This window comes from Amycolatopsis japonica (assembly GCF_000732925.1).
GTDB classification, from domain to species: domain Bacteria; phylum Actinomycetota; class Actinomycetes; order Mycobacteriales; family Pseudonocardiaceae; genus Amycolatopsis; species Amycolatopsis japonica.
Genome location: NZ_CP008953.1, coordinates 6203835 through 6222536 on the forward strand (window position 1 = coordinate 6203835; position 18702 = coordinate 6222536).

At 69.6% G+C, this 18702-nt stretch carries 16 protein-coding genes; 8 read left to right on the top strand and 8 right to left on the bottom strand.

Features of this window, described 5'->3' with window-relative positions; translation table 11 throughout:
• Positions 1-57: 57 nt before the first annotated feature.
• Positions 58-1554, bottom strand: a complete 1497-nt coding sequence (locus AJAP_RS28760) for a CoA-acylating methylmalonate-semialdehyde dehydrogenase (protein ID WP_038517078.1) — start codon at positions 1552-1554, stop codon at positions 58-60.
• 143 nt (positions 1555-1697) lie between these two features.
• Here AJAP_RS28760 and AJAP_RS28765 point away from each other — a divergent pair, with 143 nt between their 5' ends.
• Together AJAP_RS28765 and AJAP_RS28770 are read left to right on the top strand one after the other, a co-directional pair.
• Entirely contained in the window at positions 1698-3320 is a 1623-nt protein-coding gene (locus AJAP_RS28765; RefSeq protein ID WP_038517080.1) for a PucR family transcriptional regulator, read from the top strand.
• A 59-nt stretch (positions 3321-3379) separates the two neighbouring features.
• Positions 3380-3745: an SSI family serine proteinase inhibitor gene (locus tag AJAP_RS28770; RefSeq protein ID WP_038517083.1), complete on the top strand. Its 366-nt coding sequence runs from the start codon at positions 3380-3382 to the stop codon at positions 3743-3745.
• Between the two features lie 120 nt (positions 3746-3865).
• Here AJAP_RS28770 and AJAP_RS28775 read toward each other — a convergent pair whose 3' ends face one another.
• From AJAP_RS28775 to AJAP_RS28785, 3 genes are all read right to left on the bottom strand, one after another.
• Positions 3866-5428 carry a DUF4153 domain-containing protein gene (locus tag AJAP_RS28775; protein WP_038517086.1) on the bottom strand — a complete coding sequence of 521 codons (1563 nt, stop codon included), beginning with the start codon at positions 5426-5428 and terminating at the stop codon, positions 3866-3868.
• A 70-nt stretch (positions 5429-5498) separates the two neighbouring features.
• Positions 5499-6524: a HAMP domain-containing sensor histidine kinase gene (locus AJAP_RS28780; protein WP_037342812.1), complete on the bottom strand. Its 1026-nt coding sequence runs from the start codon at positions 6522-6524 to the stop codon at positions 5499-5501.
• Positions 6521-7204, bottom strand: a complete 684-nt coding sequence (locus tag AJAP_RS28785; protein ID WP_038524060.1) for a response regulator transcription factor — start codon at positions 7202-7204, stop codon at positions 6521-6523. The genes AJAP_RS28780 and AJAP_RS28785 overlap by 4 nt, the downstream gene beginning before the upstream one ends.
• A 241-nt stretch (positions 7205-7445) precedes the next feature.
• On the opposite strand from AJAP_RS28785, the gene AJAP_RS28790 reads away from it, so the two are divergent.
• Genes AJAP_RS28790 through AJAP_RS28805 form a run of 4 tightly spaced genes read left to right on the top strand, consistent with a single transcriptional unit; the run spans position 7446 to position 12195 of the window.
• The gene (locus AJAP_RS28790; protein WP_038517089.1) at positions 7446-9017 is read left to right on the top strand and encodes an NCS1 family nucleobase:cation symporter-1; all 1572 of its coding nucleotides are present in this window, start codon (positions 7446-7448) and stop codon (positions 9015-9017) included.
• Entirely contained in the window at positions 8968-9810 is an 843-nt protein-coding gene (locus AJAP_RS28795) for a nitrilase-related carbon-nitrogen hydrolase (protein WP_038517092.1), read from the top strand. The genes AJAP_RS28790 and AJAP_RS28795 overlap by 50 nt, the downstream gene beginning before the upstream one ends.
• Complete coding sequence (gene hydA, locus AJAP_RS28800; protein ID WP_038517094.1) at positions 9810-11195, top strand: dihydropyrimidinase; 1386 nt, start codon at positions 9810-9812, stop codon at positions 11193-11195. Before AJAP_RS28795 ends, hydA begins: the two co-directional genes overlap by 1 nt.
• A gap of 10 nt (positions 11196-11205) precedes the next feature.
• Positions 11206-12195 carry a TIGR03842 family LLM class F420-dependent oxidoreductase gene (locus AJAP_RS28805; RefSeq protein WP_038517097.1) on the top strand — a complete coding sequence of 330 codons (990 nt, stop codon included), beginning with the start codon at positions 11206-11208 and terminating at the stop codon, positions 12193-12195.
• Positions 12196-12254: 59 nt separating this feature from the next.
• On the opposite strand, the gene AJAP_RS28810 is transcribed toward AJAP_RS28805, so the two are convergent.
• The gene (locus AJAP_RS28810; RefSeq protein WP_038517098.1) at positions 12255-13745 is read right to left on the bottom strand and encodes an FAD-dependent monooxygenase; all 1491 of its coding nucleotides are present in this window, start codon (positions 13743-13745) and stop codon (positions 12255-12257) included.
• 174 nt (positions 13746-13919) lie between these two features.
• Here AJAP_RS28810 and AJAP_RS28815 point away from each other — a divergent pair, with 174 nt between their 5' ends.
• Positions 13920-15383, top strand: coding sequence for an alpha/beta hydrolase (locus AJAP_RS28815; protein WP_038517100.1), 1464 nt, complete (start codon positions 13920-13922; stop codon positions 15381-15383).
• Between the two features lie 12 nt (positions 15384-15395).
• Here the strand turns inward: AJAP_RS28815 and AJAP_RS28820 are convergent, their stop codons facing one another.
• Genes AJAP_RS28820 through AJAP_RS28830 form a run of 3 tightly spaced genes read right to left on the bottom strand, consistent with a single transcriptional unit; the run spans position 15396 to position 17913 of the window.
• Positions 15396-16631, bottom strand: a complete 1236-nt coding sequence (locus tag AJAP_RS28820; protein WP_038517103.1) for a serine hydrolase domain-containing protein — start codon at positions 16629-16631, stop codon at positions 15396-15398.
• 10 nt (positions 16632-16641) lie between these two features.
• Complete coding sequence (locus AJAP_RS28825; protein WP_038517104.1) at positions 16642-17442, bottom strand: siderophore-interacting protein; 801 nt, start codon at positions 17440-17442, stop codon at positions 16642-16644.
• Between the two features lie 30 nt (positions 17443-17472).
• Positions 17473-17913, bottom strand: coding sequence for an SgcJ/EcaC family oxidoreductase (locus AJAP_RS28830; RefSeq protein WP_038517107.1), 441 nt, complete (start codon positions 17911-17913; stop codon positions 17473-17475).
• A 112-nt stretch (positions 17914-18025) separates the two neighbouring features.
• On the opposite strand from AJAP_RS28830, the gene AJAP_RS28835 reads away from it, so the two are divergent.
• The gene (locus AJAP_RS28835; protein ID WP_148311589.1) at positions 18026-18700 is read left to right on the top strand and encodes a TetR/AcrR family transcriptional regulator; all 675 of its coding nucleotides are present in this window, start codon (positions 18026-18028) and stop codon (positions 18698-18700) included.
• Positions 18701-18702: the final 2 nt, after the last annotated feature.

An 18702-nucleotide genomic window follows, 5' to 3' on the forward strand; every position in this document is an offset into this window, starting at 1 on the left:
TTCCTTGCGCCTGGCGCAAGGAAGGGGGCCTTCATGTACTTCGGGAGCGAGGCGGCGTCAGCTGTTGCGCGGGAACCCGAGGTTCACCCCGCCCTGCGAAGGATCGGGCCACCGCGAGGTGACGACCTTCGTCCGCGTGAAGAAGTGGAACCCTTCCGGCCCGTAGGCGTGGCTGTCCCCGAACAGCGAGTCCTTCCACCCGCCGAACGAGTAGTAGCCGACCGGCACCGGGATCGGCACGTTCACGCCGACCATCCCGACCTCGACCTCGTTCTGGAACCGCCGCGCGGCCCGCCCGTCGTTGGTGAAGATCGCGGTGCCGTTGCCGTAGGGGTTGGCGTTGATCAGCTCCAGCGCCGCGTCGTAGCCCTCGGCCCGCGCGACCGCCAGCACCGGACCGAAGATCTCGTCGGTGTACACGGACATGTCCGGGGTGACCTGGTCGAACAGTGTCGGGCCGAGCCAGAACCCGCCGTCCTCGCCGTCGACCTCGATGCCGCGGCCGTCGACGACGAGCCGGGCGCCCGCTTCGACCCCGGCCTCCACATAGGACTCGACGCGTTCGTGGTGGGCAGCGGTGACGAGCGGCCCCATCTCCGAGGTGGGCCGCATCCCGTCGCCGACGCGCAGCCGCTTGATCCGGTCGGCGATCTTCGCGACCAGTTCGTCGCCGACCGGGTCGACCGCGACCACGACCGACACCGCCATGCACCGCTCCCCCGCCGAGCCGAAGCCCGCCGAGACGGCCGCGTCGGCGGCGAGGTCGAGGTCCGCGTCCGGGAGGACGACCATGTGGTTCTTCGCGCCGCCGAGCGCCTGCACGCGTTTCCCTTGCCTGGTCCCGGTTTCGTAGACGTACTTCGCGATCGGCGTCGACCCGACGAACGAGATCGCCTTGACGTCACGGTGTTCCAGCAGGCCGTCAACGGCCACCTTGTCGCCGTGCAAGACATTGAGGACGCCGTCGGGCAGGCCCGCCTCGGCGAACAGTTCCGCGATGAACACGGCCGCGGACGGGTCCTTCTCACTCGGCTTGAGCACGACGGTGTTGCCGCACGCGAGCGCGTTCGGCACGAACCACAGCGGGACCATCGCCGGGAAGTTGAACGGCGAGATCACGCCGACCACGCCCAGCGGCTGCGAGATCGAGTACACGTCGACACCGGTCGAGGCGTTCTCGCTGAATCCGCCCTTGAGCATCTGCGCCGCGCCACAGGCGTACTCGACGTTCTCGATCGCGCGGGCGACTTCGCCGGCGGCGTCGGATTCGACCTTGCCGTGTTCGCTGGTGACGATCTTCGCCAGTTCGTGACGCCGCGCCGAAAGCAGCTCACGGAAGGCGAACAGCACCCGGGTCCGCCCCGCCAGCGACGTGCCGCGCCAGCCCGGCAGCGCCCGGGACGCGGCCGCGACTGCGGCGTCGACGTCGTCCTGCGCCGCGAAGGCGACCTTCGCCCGCACCTGGCCAGTGGCCGGATCGAACACGTCACCCGATCGTTCGCTCACGCCTTCGCACGGTTTGCCGTCGATCCAGTGGTTGATGCGGTCGGTCACGGGTTCCGCCTTCCTGGTCCTGATACCTGCTCCCGGTCGAGTCTGGGTGCGCGCGCCACACCGACGCCATCGTCAACGTGTACGGACTCCCGGTCCCGCCCGTACAGTCTGTCTCCAGCGTTGTCGAACCGGGTGGGAGGCCGATGTACCCGACCGTCGCCGAGGTGCTCGCGCTGCCGGTGCTGCGTCAGGGCAGGCCCCATGTGGTGGCAGGGGCGGCGGGGCTGGACGCGCCGGTCCGCTGGGCGCACGTCGCCGAGGTCGCGGACATCGCCCCGTTGCTGCGGGGCGGGGAGCTCGTGCTCACCACCGGGGTCGCGCTGCCCGACGACGGCGCCGCGCTGGCCAGGTACGTCGGTGATCTGGCGGGGATCGGGGTCGCCGGGATCGTCGTGGAGCTGGTCCGGCATTGGAGCGAGAAGCTGCCGCCCGCGCTGGTCGACGCCGCGGACCGCCACGGTGTCCCGCTGATCACCCTTTCGCGCGAGACGCGTTTCGTGTCGGTCACCGAGGCGGTGAACGGGCTGATCGTCGACGCCCAGGTCGACGAACTGCGCGCGGCCGAGCGGGTCCACGAGACCTTCACCGCGCTCACGATCGCCGGCGCCGAACCGGGCGAAATCCTGCGGGAGGTCGCGAGGCTCACCGAGCATCCCGTCGTGCTGGAGACGCTGTCGCACGAGGTCCTCGCCTACGACACGGCGGGGACCGATCCCGGCGAACTGCTGCCCGGCTGGCCGTCCCGGTCGCGCCCGGTGCAGGTCGGCGAGCGGACCGGCTACCACCAGGGCGCGGGCTGGCTGATCACCGTGGTCGGCGCGCGCGGGCACGACTGGGGACGGCTGGTCGTCGTCTGCGGGGATCAGCCGCCGCACCGGCACGTCGTGGTCGCCGAGCGGGCGGCGTCCGCGCTCGCGGTGCACCGGCTGGTCGCGAAGGACACCGACAGCCTCGAACGCCAGGCGCACCGCGCGATCCTGACCGAACTGCTGGCGAACCCGGTGCCGCCCGCCGAACTGACCGCGCGGGCCTCCGCGCTGGGTGTCCCGCTCACCGGGCGGCTGCTGGTCGGGGTCGCCGTGCGGCCCCGGATCACCGTGACCGCCAAGACCGCGCAGTCCACTCCGGTACTGCTGCGGGAACTCGCCGAGGCGACGGTGCTCGCCGCGCGGCACGCCAAGGTGTCCGCGCTGGTGGCCACCGACGACACGCAGGTGCGCGCACTGATCGCGCTCTCGCCGGAGGCGGGGGTCGACGCGGTCCTGCGACGGCTGGCCACCGACGTCCACGAGGCCCGTGCCGGCGCGCCCGCCGTGGTCGCGGTCGGGACCACGGGCAGCGGGCCCGCCGAAGCACGGCGGACGCTCGTCGAAGCCGCGCAGGTCGCCGCCGCGGCGCTCGCCGAGAACGTCGAACGGGTGCTCCACCGGCTCGACGACGTCCGGTTGCGCGGACTGCTGCATCTGCTGGCCGGCGACGAACGGATCACCGCGTTCGCCGCGCGGGAGCTCGGCCCGCTGCTGAGCCGGGACGCCGCGCAGGGCAGCAGACTCGTTCAGGCGTTGAGGCATTACTGCGAGCACGGCGGCAACAAGTCCGCGGCGGCCGCCGCCGCGCACACCTCCCGCACCGCGTACTACCAGCAGCTGGCCCGGATCGAGCAGGTCCTGGGCGTGCGGCTCGAAGATCCGGAGTCGATGCTCTCGCTTTATGTCGCTTTGCTCGCCCACGACATTCGAAAAGCGGACGACCACACGTCCGGGTGAGTAAATCTCACCCGAGCGTGGAACACAGTGATCGGGCCACGTCAGCCGATAGGGTTGATATGGCTTTCTTCGAACCGATCGGCGCCTGCGTGCTCGCGTTGGCCTGTATGGCCCCGGCGCAACCCGCCGAATCCACGTTTCAGCTGACCAGCCACGACACCAGGGGCCGGATCGGCACCGTCTCGCTCACCTGCGGGCCCACCGGGGGTTCCCACCCCTCGCGCGGGAACGCCTGCGGCAAACTGTCCGAAGTGGACGGAAAGTTCGACAGGCTCCGCCCCGAACCTCGGGCCTGCACCCTCGAATACTCGCCGGTGGACGTCTCCGCGGTCGGCAAGTGGCGCGGCGAACCGGTCACCTTCCGCACCTCGTACGCCAACCGGTGCGTCGCCGACGCCGAGTCGGCCGGCGTCTTCACCTTCTGACCGAGGCACTTCCGTCGAGGTGACCGCCGGACCTCCCCCTCGGTGGCCCGGCGGCGCCGTTCACCGCCGCCTTGATCGCCCTCACCCCCAAAGAGGGCGATCAAGGCCGTGGGTCACGGCTCAAGGACGGATCACGTACCGGCAGCCGGTCCCGTCCTTCGCGGTGACGGGGGTCTGACGCGCGAGGGACCGGCTCAGGTTCCATTCGCGCCAATCATCTTCCGGGATTTCCCGCACGACCGGCCCGAGCACACAGGACCGCAGCGGCTCGGGGAGCCGGTCGGCCGACGGCACCACGTCGGCGGAAAACCGTGACAGGTAAGTGGTGTCGAGTGTCTTGCCGTGCGCGAGCCGGTCGATGTTGCGATCGGCGATGAACCGTTCCGGATCCAGCACGGCCAACCCCAGCAGTGCCGCGACGGCCGCTCCGATGGCCGCGCGCGGCAGCCAGGCCGACCGCAGCGGGATCAGGGACGCGAGCACCAGCACGAAGATCAGGCCGATCCAGAGCTCGCAGACCTCGACCAGCAGCCGCAGCACGGTGAACCCGTACGCCTGCTGGTATGTCCACATGCGACTCAACGCCGACGCGACCAGCACCAGGCTGAGCACGCTCAACGCGCCGAGCAGTCCGCGCTGCCAGGCGCGATCGGCCACCGAGGTCTTCGGCGCCCAGCGCAGCGCGGCGGCGACCAGCAGCAGCGTCAGCACGGTGATGGCGGACAGCTGCCAGAACCCGCTCCTGGCGTACTCGGCCGCCGTCAGGCCGCTCGTGGCCAGCAGGTATTCGGTGCCGCCGAACAACACGACCAGGCGGACCACGACGAAACTCGTGAACAGCAGTACCAGCACACCCAGCGGCAACGTCCATTCGAGCCGGTGCGCGAGCCGTTTGCGCGGTGCGTCGTCGGCGGCGGGCAGCGGGGGCGCCGCCAGCAGGTAACACGCCCCGGTGACGGCGAACGCGGCCACCACGAACAGGAAACCCCAGCGCACGAACGTTCCCGGGTTCAGTTCGGGGATCACCGCGTCGACGACGCCCGCGAACGCGGCGTCCGCGCCCCGCAACAGCGGGACGAACACCAGCAGCAGCAAGGCACTCGCCAGCACGGGCACGAGGAACCTCGGCCGTGTCCGGCCTTCCTGTTTCTTGCCGAGCTTCGTGAGCCCGCGCCCGACCCACGGGATCGAAAGCAGCGCTTCGATGGGGACCGCGAAGACGTCGTAGACGATCGTGTTCACGGTGCGTTTCCCGACCACCGCGAGGGATCCCGCGACGAAGGCCGCCAGCACGCACAGCACGTTCAGCCACACCGACGCGCGGAACATGCCGACCGCGAGCAGTCCGAGGGCGGCCGCCGCCCAGACCGCGTTGACCAGCCCGAAATGCGGTTCGGCGTCGCCGCGGGCGCGCTTGTCGGCGAAGTAGACGGCGGCCGCGAAGGCGAGCCCCGCCACGAACCAGCCCGCGCCGGGGTCGTCCGGCATGACGAAGGCGGCGACCAGCCCGGCCGCGACCGCCGCGGGCAGCACGGAGGCGGGCAGCGGGACGATCGCCGACTTCGGCGGTACCCGCGGCCGCATCAGTATCGGCACCTGCGACACCGGCGGGGCGGGCGGCAGGGTGGTCGTCGCCGAGGGCGGCGACGCGTGCGCCTGCTTCTCCTCTTGCTCTTCGCTCATCGAATCCTCCAGTTTGCGAAAGCACATCACGTTGGCCGTGCGCGGCCGCCCGAAAGCAGCGACCGGGGAACTAGGGAACGGGGATCACGACGCGGATGACACAGCCCGGCCGTCCTTCGGGGGTGACGACGGCGATGCTGCCGTCGTGCAGGTCCACCACCCACCGCGCGATCGCGAGCCCGAGGCCGGTGCCCCCGCCACCGGCCCGCTCACCGCGGGTGAACCGCTCGAACACGCTGTCCCGTTCCCCAAGCGGGATCCCGGGGCCTTCGTCCTCGACCTCGATGACGACGTCGGCCTCGCGGGCCTCCGCCCGCACCCGGACCTCTCCCCCGGCGGGTCCGTGCCGGACGGCGTTGTCGAGCAGGTTGACCACGACTTGGTAGAGCCGGCCGCGGTCGGCGACGGCGGTCGCGCCGGGCGGCTGGACGTCGACGGAGAACCGCACGCCGCGGCCGGTGACCCCGGCTTCGGTGGCGACCTCCTCCAGCAGCAGTTCGAGATCGAACTCCTCCAGCTGCAACGGAAAGGCGCCCGCGTCGATCCGGGAGAGGTCCAGCAGTTCCGAGACCAGCCTGCCGAGCCGTTCGGTCTGCTGCAGCGCGGTCTTCAGCGTCGCCGGATCGGGTTCGGCGACCCCGTCGACCAGGTTCTCCAGTACCCCGTTCAGCGCGGTGATCGGGGTGCGGAGCTCGTGGGAGACGTTCGCGATCAGCTCGCGGCGGCGCTGATCCGAGGCGTCCAGATCGGCGGCCATCTGGTTGAAGGCGTGCGACAGCTCGCCGACCTCGTCGCGGGCGGTCGCGCGGACCCGCCGGGTGTAGTCGCCCTTGGCCATCGCGCGGGCCGCGGCGGTCATCTCCCGCAGCGGCCTGGTCATCCCGTGCGCCAGGATCTGCGAGGTGACCACGGCCAGCACCATGGCGGCGATCGTGGTCCGCGGCGGCAGCCAGCCGATCTGCCAGTTGAAGAAGGCGAACGCGATCCCGCCCGACGACACCAGCAGGATCGCGAGCTTGAGCTTGATGGAGCGGACCGGGTCGAGCGGTCTCGGGAGCGCGTCGACCACGCGGCCGAGCAGCGGGCGGAGCTTCACGATCCCACCTCCAGGGCGTACCCGACGCCGTGCACGGTGCGGATGAGGTCGGCGCCCAGTTTGCGGCGCAGCGCCTTGATGTGGCTGTCGACGGCGCGGGTGCCCGAACCGGTACCCGCGACGTCCCAGTCCCAGACCTCGCTGAGCAGCCGTTCCCTCGGCTGCACCGCCCTCGGGCGTTTCGCGAAGTGGACGAGGAGGTCGAACTCGATCGGCGTCAGCTGGGCCTGGGTGCCCGCCCGCGTGACCCGCCGCTGGTCGACGTCGATTTCGAGGTCGCCGAGCACGATCTTCGTGCCCGCGTCCTCGCCTTCGGCCCGTGCGGACCGTTCGACGCGGCGCAGGAGCGCGTGCACCCGCGCCGAGAGCACCCGCATCGAGAACGGTTTGGTGAGGTAGTCGTCCGCGCCGACGCCGAGGCCGATCAGCATGTCCGTCTCGTCCGAGCGGGCGGTCAGCATGAGCACCGGGACCGGGCGGCGGGCCTGGATCCGGCGGCAGACCTCCAGCCCGTCGAAGCCCGGCAGCATCACGTCGAGCACCACCAGGTCCGGCTCCCGCTCGGCGTCCGCCTCGACACCGGAAGGGCCGTCGTGCGCCAGGTCGACCGAGAATCCCTCGGCCCGCAAACGCGCGGCGATGCTCTCCGCGATGGTCACGTCGTCCTCGACGACCAGCACCCGGCGTCCTCCCAGTTCCATGGGGATGACTGTAGGCATCGGCCGTGGAGACCATCCGGGTGAGCTGTGGAGATCCTGTGGAGATGTTTCGGCCGGTTTGCCGGATCACTACGTCCGTGTGTGTGACGCAGGTCATGCACCAGTGGCCTTCGAACGCAATCGACAGTCTGCGTTCCGACACCCTCAACAGTGAACAGTCTGCCAGTCCCACCCGCGCGGCGCGGGCGAGCACGATTCCGCAATGGAGCCGACGGCACGCGGTACGCAGCACGTGCATCCTGATGGCCGGGTGGAACTCGGCGAGGTCGAGTCCTTGAAGGACAGCCGCTTCTACAACGAAGAACTCGCCCCGGTCCCGGTCGAAAAGCGGACCTGGACCACGTACACCTACTTCGCGCTGTGGATGGGCATGGCGCACAACATCCCGTCCTACGCGCTCGCGGCCTCGCTGATCGCGCTCGGCATGGACTGGGTGCAGGCGCTGCTCACCATCACCATCGGCAACCTGATCGTGTTGATCCCGATGCTGCTCAACAGCCACGCCGGGACGAAGTACGGCATCCCGTTCCCGGTGTTCGCCCGCGCCTTCTTCGGGATGCGCGGCGCGAATCTTGCGGCGTTGCTGCGGGCGTTCATCGCGTGCGGCTGGTTCGGCATCCAGACCTGGGTCGGCGGCGAGGCGATCTACATCATCGTCGGGCGGCTGGCCGGTTCCGGCTGGAAGGACTCCGCCGTCGTCCTCGGCCAGCACTGGACACTGTGGCTTTCGTTCGGCCTCTTCTGGCTGTTCCAGATGCTCATCATCTGGCGCGGGATGGAGGCGGTCCGCCGATTCGAGAACTGGACCGCTCCGCTGGTGTCGGTCGGCTTCCTGATCCTGCTGGGCTACGTGCTGGTCAAGGCGGGCGGGCTCGGCCCGATCCTGTCCGAACCCGGCAAACTCGGCTGGGGGCCGGACTTCTGGAAGGTGTTCGCCCCGTCGCTGATGGCGATGATCGCGTTCTGGTCGACGCTTTCGCTGAACATGCCCGACTTCACCCGGTTCGGCGGCAGCCAGGGCAAGCAGGTCCGCGGCCAGATCCTCGGCCTGCCGACCACGATGACGTTCATCGCGATCGTGGCCATCCTGACCACCTCGGGCGGCAGCGTCCTCTACGGCGAGCAGATCTGGGATCCGGCGAAACTGGCCGACCGGTTCGACTCCCCGGTCGTCGTGGTGGTCGCGCTGGTCGCGCTGGTGCTGGCGACCGTGTCGGCGAACCTCGCGGCCAACGTGGTCAGCCCGTCCTACGACTTCTCCAACGCCTTCCCGAAGAAGATCACCTTCGCGGTCGGCGGGCTGATCACGGGCATCATCGGCATCGTCATCCAGCCGTGGCGGCTCTACTCCGACCCGAACATCTACATCTTCGCGTGGCTCGGCTTCTACGGTGGCCTGCTCGGCGCCGTCGCCGGGGTGCTGGTCGCCGGGTACTGGGTGGTCAACCGCACCAAGCTGCGCCTGCGGGATCTGTACACCGAACGCGGCATCTACTGGTTCAACGGCGGCTGGAACTGGCGCGCGCTCGTCGCGACGCTGGCCGGCGCCGTGCTCGCGGTCGGCGGCGCGTACGGCGGGCCGTTCCCCGCCGACGGGCTGATCCCGTTCCTGAAACCCCTCTACGACTACAACTGGGTCGTCGGCCTGGCGGGCGCCTTCGTCGTCTACCTGCTGCTGTCCCTGCCCGAACGCAAGCGCACCACCGATATCGAGGAGGATGCAAGTGAGCGACGTGGTCCGAGCCGGATTGATCCAGCAGCGGTGGACGGGTGACAAGGAGTCCATGATCGCGAACGCGGTCGAAGCCATCGGCAAGGCCGCTTCGCAGGGCGCGCAGGTCGTCTGCCTGCAGGAATTGTTCTACGGCCCGTACTTCTGCCAGGTGCAGGACACCGACTACTACTCCTACACCGAAGGCATCCCCGACGGGCCGACGACGAAGCTCATGCAGGAGGTCGCCGAACGGCACGGTGTCGTGCTGGTCGTGCCGATGTACGAGGTCGAGCAGCCCGGCGTGTACTACAACACCGCCGCGGTGATCGACGCCGACGGCACCTACCTCGGCAAGCACCGCAAGAACCACATCCCGCAGGTGAAGGGCTTCTGGGAGAAGTTCTACTTCCGGCCCGGGAACATGGGCTACCCGGTGTTCGACACCGCCGTCGGCCGCATCGGCGTCTACATCTGTTACGAGCGGCATTTCCCGGAGGGCTGGCGCGCGCTGGGCCTGGCCGGGGCGAAGATCGTGTTCAACCCGTCGGCGACCAGCCGGGGTCTTTCGGAGTACCTGTGGCGGCTGGAGCAGCCCGCGGCCGCCGTCGCGAACGAGTACTACGTCGGCACGATCAACCGCGTCGGGGTGGAACCCTTGGGCGACAACGACTTCTACGGCCAGTCGTATTTCGCCGACCCGCGCGGCCAGCTCGTCGGCGAAGCCGCGTCCGATACCGAGGAGGAGATCGTCGTCCGCGATCTCGACATGGGCAAGCTCGCCGAAGTACGGGATCTGTGGGCCTTCTACCGGGACCGGCGTCCCGACAGCTACGGACCCCTCGCGGAGGCGTGATGACCACCCTCATCAGCGGCGGGCGGGTGCTGTCCACGGCGGGCGCCTCGGCGGCGGACGTCCTCGTCGACGGCGAGACGATCTCGGCCGTCGGCGCCCCCGGCACGCTCGGGCCCGCCGACTCGGTGATCGACGCCACCGGGAAGTACGTCATGCCCGGCGGGATCGACGCGCACACCCATATGGAGATGCCGTTCGGCGGGACGCATTCCGTCGACACCTTCGGCACCGGGACGACGGCGGCGGCGTGGGGCGGGACGACCACGATCATCGACTTCGCCGTCCAGGCCAAGGGCACCTCACTGCTGTCCACTATGGACAAATGGCACGAGAAGGCCGACGGCAACTGCGCCATCGACTACGGCTTCCACATGATCGTCTCCGACGTCAACGACTCGTCGTTGAAGGAGATGCAGTCCTGCGTCGATGGCGGGGTCGGCAGCTTCAAGATGTTCATGGCGTATCCGGGGGTGTTCTACTCCACGGACGGCGAGATCCTGCTGGCCATGCAGAAGGCGCGCGAGATCGGCGCGACGATCATGATGCACGCGGAGAACGGCATCGCGATCGACCAGCTGGCCGCGCAGGCGTTCGCGGCCGGGAAGATCGACCCGGTGCAGCACGGGCTCACCCGGCCGCCGGAGCTGGAGGGCGAGGCGACCTCGCGCGCGATCCAGCTGGCCAAGGTGACCGGGGCGCCGCTGTACATCGTGCATCTCTCGGCGTCGCAGGCGCTGGCGGCGGTCGCGGAAGCACGGAACGAGGGGCAGAACGTCTTCGCGGAGACGTGTCCTCAGTATCTGTATCTGTCCATCGAGGACTTGGCGAAACCCGATTTCGAGGGCTCGAAGTACGTCGCCTCTCCCCCGCTGCGCGAGAAGTCGCATCAGGCGGATCTGTGGCGAGGGCTGCGGACCAACGATCTTTCAGTGGTGTCGACGGACCATTGTCCCTTCTGTTTCAAGGACCAGAAGGAACTCGGCCGCGGCGACTTCCGCGCTATCCCCAACGGGATCCCCGGCGTCGAGCACCGGATGGACCTGCTGCACCAAGGGGTCGTGGCGGGCGAGCTCACGCTCGGACGCTGGGTCGAGACCTGTTCGACCACCCCGGCGCGCATGTTCGGGCTGTACCCGCGCAAGGGGGTGATCGCGGCGGGTTCGGACGCGGACATCGTCGTCTACGACCCGGCGGCGAAGCAGACCCTGTCGGTCGAGACGCATCACATGAACGTGGACTACTCGGCCTACGAGGGCATGGAGATCACCGGTAAGGTCGACACCGTGCTCTCGCGAGGGCGCGTGGTGGTGTCGCCGTCCGGTTTCTCGGGCAGCACGACGCACGGGAAATTCCTCTCGCGCGACCTGAACCAGTACCTGAACTGAGGCGGTGGCCATGGACTTCGGGATAGTTCTCCAGACCGATCCGCCCGCGCGCGACCTCGTGCGGCTGATGAAGGCGGCAGAGGACCAGGGTTTCCGCTACGGCTGGACGTTCGACTCGTGCGTGCTGTGGCAGGAACCGTTCGTCATCTACTCGCAGATCCTCGCGGCGACGTCGTCGATGATCGTGGGCCCGATGGTGACCAGCCCGGCCACGCGGGACTGGTCGGTGATGGCGTCGACCTTCGCCACGCTCAACGACATGTACGGCAACCGGACGGTGTGCGGGATCGGCCGCGGCGACTCGGCGCACCGGGTGGTCGGCATGCCACCGTCCACTTTGGCCACCGTGCGCGAGTGCATGCACGTGGTCAAGGAACTGGCCGAAGGACGTGAGGTCCTGCTGCGGGACAAGCCGGTGCAGATCCCGTGGATCCGCAACGGCAGGCTTGAGATGTGGATGGCGGGATACGGGCCGAAGGCGCTGAAGACCGTCGGTGAACACGCTGACGGCTTCATCCTGCAGTGCGCCGATCCCGCGATCGCCCGGTGGACCATCGGTTCCGTCCGCGAGGCCGCACGCGCGGCGGGACGGGATCCGGCCGGGATCACGATCTGCCTCGCGGCCCCGGCGTATGTCGGCGACGATCTGGCGCATCAGCGCGAGCAGCTGCGCTGGTTCGGCGGGATGGTCGGCAACCACGTCGCGGATCTCGTGGCGCGGTACGGCGATTCCGGGCCGGTTCCGCACGAGCTCACCGACTACATCCGTGAGCGGCAGGGCTACGACTACTCGCACCACGGGCGGGCGGGGAATCCGTCGACCGACTTCGTCCCGGACGAGATCGTGGACCGGTTCTGCCTGCTCGGGCCGTCGTCGGCGCACGTCGAACGGCTGGAGGAGCTGGCTTCGCTCGGTGTCGACCAGTTCTCGCTGTACCTCATGCACGACCAGCGCGAGGAAACCCTGAAGCGGTACGGCTCGGAGGTCATCAACCGCTGACACCCGCATTTCGTCCTCTGAATGCGTTCTTCCGCATTCAGAGGACGAAATGCGTGGGGTCAGGCGCCGAACCAGGTGGCGAGGGACTCACGCAGGCCCTCGGCGTCGTCGCCCGCCCAGGCGACGTAGCCGTCCGGGCGGATCAGGAGGACGTCGGCGGGCCTGTCCTCGGCCTTCGCGGTGTGGACGTCGGCGCGGCCTTGCGCGAGTTCACGCAGATCGGGCCTGCCCGCGAGGTCGAGCAGCACCGGCCGCGCTCCACGCAGCAGCTCGGCGACGCTGGTCGCGCCGTCGTCGGTCTGCAGCGCGAGATCCGGGACGAACATGCCGGCGAGCGCGTGCGGGGAACCCGGCATCGGGTAGCGCGTGTCGGTCCCGGCGACGTGGGAGGCCAGCCGTCGCGCGGCCTGCTCGTCGTCCAGCAGTTCCTGGAAGACCGCGCGGAGCGCTTCGGCGGCTTCGTCGTGTCCACGCCGCAACCCCACCTGCGCCCGGGACTGCAGCAGCGCACGCGCACCGGCGGCGTGCCGTTCCGCGTGATAGGTGTCCAGCAGCCCCTCCGGTGCCCGGCCCTGGATCTCGGCGGCCAGCTTCCAGGCGAGGTTGACCGAGTCGGACATGCCGACGTTGATCGCCGTGCCGGTGGAGGGCAGCAGGTGGGCCGCGTCGCCCGCCAGCAGGATCCGGCCTTCGCGGTAGCGCTCCGCCTGGCGGGCGGAGAACTGGTAGCGCGAGAGGCGGACCGGCTCGCCCAGCGGGACGTCCCCGCCGAGCACCCGGCGGATGCTGTCCCCGAGTTCGGCCAGGGTCATCGGCACGTCGTCGTCGATCTCGCCGGGATCGTCCTCCGTGGTCTGGATGAACACGATCCCCGGCGTCAGCGATCCGAGCGCGAACACGCCGGTGTCGGTGCGGGTGAAGCCCGCCTTGATCCGGCCCAGCTCCGGCGTCTCGATGTCGCCGTTGTCGTGCACGGTCAGTCCCTCGGGGATCTTGACCTGCCCGATCCGGTTCACCTCGGGATAGGTGGTGCCGGGGAAGCCGATCCCCGCCATCGACCGGACGGGACTGCGCCCGCCGTCGCACCCCACCAGATACGGGGCGGTGATCTCGTACGTCCCGTCCGGGCCGCGCACCTCGGCGGTCACCGACACGTCGTCCTGACGCAGTCCGACGACCTCGTGCCCGCGGCGCACTTCCGCGCCGAGTCCTGTGGCGTGCTCCTCCAGCAGCCGCTCCAGCGACTGCTGCCGGACCGAAAGCGCCTTCAGCGGCGGCTCGTCGAACCGGGTGAGGTCGACGTGGACCCCGCCGAAGGGAAAGCGGTGCGGCGGCACGGGGTCGGTGACGAGCCCCCGCACCTGCTCCAGCAGGCCGCGATGGTGCAGCAGGTCCAGGATCTGCCCGCTGAGGCCGTGGGCCTTCGGAGTCTTCCCCTGTTCCGGCCGCCGTTCCAGGACCAGCGGGCGCGCACCGGCCAGCCGCAGTTCGGCGGCCAGCATCAGACCGGTCGGGCCGGCACCCACGATGATCACGTCGACGTCCGTCAAATCTTCACTCCTGTTCGGCCTGTTCTGGCTACGGCCGAGGATTCTGCGGTACCACCGGGGTCTTGCCGCAAGCCCCCCGGTGCGCTATATGTTGAACATGGAGGGGCGTACCCCACCATCTTTCCGGGTACGAGCACCAGGGTTCGCGCGCCCGCGAGGCGAGACGCTGGCCCGGTGACGAGAATCCGCATCGCCGCCGCACTCACTCTTTCCGCACTCGCCGCCCTCACGATCACGCCCGCGGTTTCGGCCGCGCCGAGAGGTCTCGCCTGGGGCGCCTGTCCGTCCGGCTCGCCACCGGGCTACGACTGCGCCGAGATCGAGGTCCCGTTGTCCTATCAGGACCCTGACGGACCGCGGATCACCCTCGCGCTCGGCCGTCTCCCGGCGACGGACCGGAAGCACAAACGCGGCACCCTCTTCACCAACCCCGGCGGCCCCGGGAACCACGGCCGCTTCAGCAAGTTCCAGACCCCGTCCCTGCACCGGCAATTCGACATCGTCGGCTTCGACCCGCGCGGCGTCGGCGCCAGCACACCGGTCCGGTGCTTCACCAGCGACGCGGAAACCGCTCCCCTCAAACGAATCCTGGGCACCTTCCCGATCACCGCCGAGCAGGAGACCCGGCATTTCGCCGACGCCCGCGAGGTCACCGCCTCCTGCGGCCGCAACGCCGGGCCGCTGCTGAACCACCTGTCGACGGCGAACGTCGCCAGGGACCTGGACAGGATGCGCCAAGCCGTCGGCGAGCCGCGTCTGCGTTACTACGGGCTTTCCTACGGCACCTACGTCGGCGAGGTGTACGCCAACCTGTTCCCGCATCGGGTCGGCGCGTTGGCACTGGACGCCGTCGACGATCCGATCGCCTGGTCCACCGGGCACCGCCCGGAGGACGCGAACGTCCCGTTCAGCACCAGGCTCGGCGGTTTCCGGGACGCGGACCGCGCTCTGCAGGCCTTCCTCGACACGTGCGCGGCCGACGTCCGGTGCGCGTTCCGCGAACCGGGGGCGGATCTGCGGGCCAAGTACGACGCGCTCCTCGACCGGCTCGAAGCCACACCGGGACCGATCAGCTACCAGGAGGTCGTCCGGCGTACCCACAACGCCCTGACCGACGAGGCCAACTCCCCAGCGCTGGCGGCATTCCTCCAGTCCGCGACGAAACCCGTCGCGGCGAAGGCCGTCCCGACACCGTTCGATTCCGCGATGGGTGGCGGCGGGACGATCTGCGCGGACACCGCGAATCCGCGTGACCCGGCCGCCTGGCCCCGTGCCGCCCGCGCGGCCGACCGGGAAGGCCGCGGTTTCGGTTCGTACGACACGTATCTCTCCCTGCCGTGCGCCTTCTGGCCCGCTACCGACAACGCGCGGTACACGGGTCCGTGGAACCGGTCGACCGCGCCGATCCTGTTGCTGGCCAACGGCAAAGGCGATCCGGAAACGCCGTACGCCGGGGCGAAACGCACCGAACGCATCCTCGGCAACGCCCGGCTCCTGACGCTGGACGCCTGGGGACACGGCGCGTTGAACCGCAGTGCCTGTGTCGACGCGGCCGTCGATGCCTACCTGACCCACGGACGCCTACCGGCACGCGGCACCGTCTGCGCCCCGGATCACGCGCCTTTCGACGCCAGGTAGGCGGGCTTCCCCTCAGTCGATCAAGGCCTGATACACCAGGTTCCTCAATTCGACGCGGATCGGGTAGGTCGACGACGGCAGCAATTGGGTGAAGAACAGGACAGTGATGTCCTCGTCCGGATCGACCCAGAACGCGGTGCTCGCCGCGCCGCCCCAGGCGAACTCGCCCGCACTGGCGAGGGTCTTGGCCTTCACCGGGTCGTCGAGGACGGAGAAACCGAGCCCGAAGCCGAAACCGTCGTACGGCGCCTCGGAGAACCCGGTCCGTCCGCAGGTCTCCAGATCCACGCCGCCGGGCAGATGGTTGGTCGCCATGAGCCGGAGCGTGCGCGGGCCGAGCAGGCGGACGCCGTCGAGTTCGCCGCCACGCACCAGCATCTGGGCGAACCGGTGGAAGTCGCCCGCCGTGGAGACCAGCCCTCCGCCTCCTGAGAAACACGTGGGCGCGACTCGGCCGAGGGCGCCCATCTCGTCGTGACGGAACGGCTCCTTGGTGACCGGATGCGGCACGTAGAGCGCGGCCAGCCGGTCGAGATCGCCGGTGGCGGACTGGAACCCCGTCTCGTGCATGCCGAGCGGCGTGAAGATCCGCTCGGCGAAGAAGACGTCGAGCGGCTGACCGGAGACGACCTCGATCAGCCTGCCGAGGATGTCCGTCGCGACCGAATAGTTCCATTCCGAACCCGGCTGGAACAGCAGCGGCAGCCGCGCGATCGCCTCGGAGACACCGGCCAGGTCGAGCCCTGGCGCGGTGCCGAAGTCGAAGCCGGCGTCGCGGTAGGCCGCGTCGACCGGATGCGTGCGGTGGAACCCGTAGGTGAGCCCCGCGGTGTGGGTGAGCAGATGCCAGAGGCGGATCGGTTCGGTGGCGGGCACGGTCGCCTGCTTCACCGACGAGCCTCCGGCGAAGACGCGCGGCTCCGAGAACTCCGGCAGCCAGCGGGAGATCGGATCCTTGAGGTCGATCAGTCCCGCTTCGACGAGCATCATCGCGGCGACCGACGTGACCGGCTTGGTCATCGAGTAGATACGCCAGATCGTGTCGGTCTCGACCGGCAGCCCGGCCTCGATGTCGCGCTGCCCGTTCGCCGCGAGATGCGCGACCTTCCCGTTCCTGGTCACCACGGCCAGATACCCGGGAAGCCGGTTTCGCTCCAGGTATCCGTCGAAGTGCTTGTCGATCCGGCGCAGCCGCTCCGCGTCGAAACCCACCTCGGCCGGGTCGACGTCCACCTTCAGCTCGATCATGCGACCGAGGCTACGCGTTCCGTTCGGCTTGTTTCTCCAGCCGCCACGCCTCGTCGGTCTTCCCGATCCGCCAGTATCCGGAGATCGACAGCAGGTCGCGCCGCATCCCCCGGTCGTCCAGCAGATGGCGCCGCAGATCCCGGACGAACCCGGCCTCGCCGTGGACGAACGCCTGCACGACACCATCGCGCCAGTCGAGCGCGCGGACGGCGGCCGCGAGGTCGTCGCCCCGGCTCCGGTGCAGCCAGGTGATCCGCGCGTCGCCCTTGGTGGTCAGCGACTGCTCTTCGGCCGAGTCCTCCACGAGGATCAACGCGTGCACGGGAACACCCGCCGGCATCGCCTCGAGGGAGGCGGCGATCGCCGGCAGGGCGCTCTCGTCACCGGCGAGCAGATGCCAGTCCGCCTCCTCGCCCGGCGCGTACGCCCCGCCGGGTCCGGAGATCAGCAGCTCGTCGCCGGGTTGCGCGGCGGCGGCCCACGGTCCGGCGACACCCTCGTCACCGTGGTGGACGAAGTCGAGCACCAGTTCGCCGAGATTCGGGTCGAACGCCCGGACGGTGTAGGAGCGCATCCGCGGCCACTGCTCACGCGGCAGCTCTTCGCGGATCCGCGCCAGGTCGAACGGCTCGGGATAGGTGACGCCGGGCACCCGGAAGTGCACCTTGACGTAGGCGTCGGTGAAGTCGTTGGGCTGGAACGACGCGACCCCTTCGCCCCCGGCGACGATCCTGACCATGTGCGGGGTGATCCGCTCGGTGCGCAGCACCCGCAACCGGGTCGTCGACACCGCTCTCCGCGCCTCGGCCATCCACACTCCCTTTTTGTGACTTAGGTGAACCTAACCGAGCGTACGCCTCTCCCCGCCCGCCGGGGCGCCCGCGGCCGGATCGCTGACCCGGGTGTTCTGGAAGGACGCGACCCGCCAGCCGCCGGGCTCCTCGACGAGGACGTACGTCAGCGTCGATTCCCGGCCCGGCTCGGGTGCCCCGCCCGAGAGCGACGATCCGCCGCCGGACACGACGATCGCGACGTCCGGCCGGACGAACCGGACCTTCGGCTCCCCGCCGCCCGAGACCAGTTTCGATCCTCGGAGCGGTCCCTCGAACAGGGCACGGTGCGCGCTTTCGATGATGGCGCGGCCCGGCATGTTCATCCCGAAGAAGGTCACGTAGTCGGCGTCTTCGGTGAAGTGCGAGGCGTACGCGGCCGCGTCGCCCGCGTTCCACGCGTCGGCGAGCTCGCCCAGCACGGCCAGTACTTCGTTCTGTCGTTCGGTCATGGCTTCCTCCAGTTAGACGAACACCGTTCGTTTGACGAACACTGTTCTACAGACGAACGGCGTTCGCGTCAAGTAGAGTTCCCGGCGAACCCCGGATCAGGAGGCGAACGAAGTGAGCAGGCCCCGGCGTCGCGCCGAGAAACCCGTGCTGTCCCAGGAGCTCGTGGTGAAGACGGCACTGGACCTCCTCGCCCGCGAAGGGCTGGAGGCGGTGAGCATGCGGTGTGTGGCCAAGGCGCTGGAGACCGGTCCGGCGTCGCTCTACGCCCATGTGGCGAACAAGGAGGAGCTCCACGAGCTGATGGTCGACCACGTCCTCGCCTTCGGCCCGTTCCCCGAGCCCGACCCCGATCGCTGGGTCGAACAGGCGAAGGATCTGCTGCGCGACAACGTGCGCGCGCTGACGTCGGTCCCGGGGATCGCCAAGATCGCCTGGGCCATCCCCGTCCCGGTCGGCGCGAACGCCCTGCAGCAGGCCGAAGCGATGCTCGCGGTCCTGCGCGCGGGCGGCCTCGATCTCAAGCGGGCCCTGTTCGCCGCCGACGCTTTATGGCTCTACGCCAAGGCTTTCGCCTACGAAGGCGCCGGCTGGCAACACGGCGACATCGACCTCGCCGAGCAGGAACAGCGCGGCAGGCGGATGGTCGAGTACATGACGTCGTTCCCGCCCGGTGCCTTCCCGAACCTGCTGGGCGCGGGCGAGTACTTCACCGCGGAGACCGCGCAGGAGCGGTTCGAGTTCGCGATCGACCTCTTCCTGCGCGGCTTGGCCTCCGCCGCCGCGTGAGG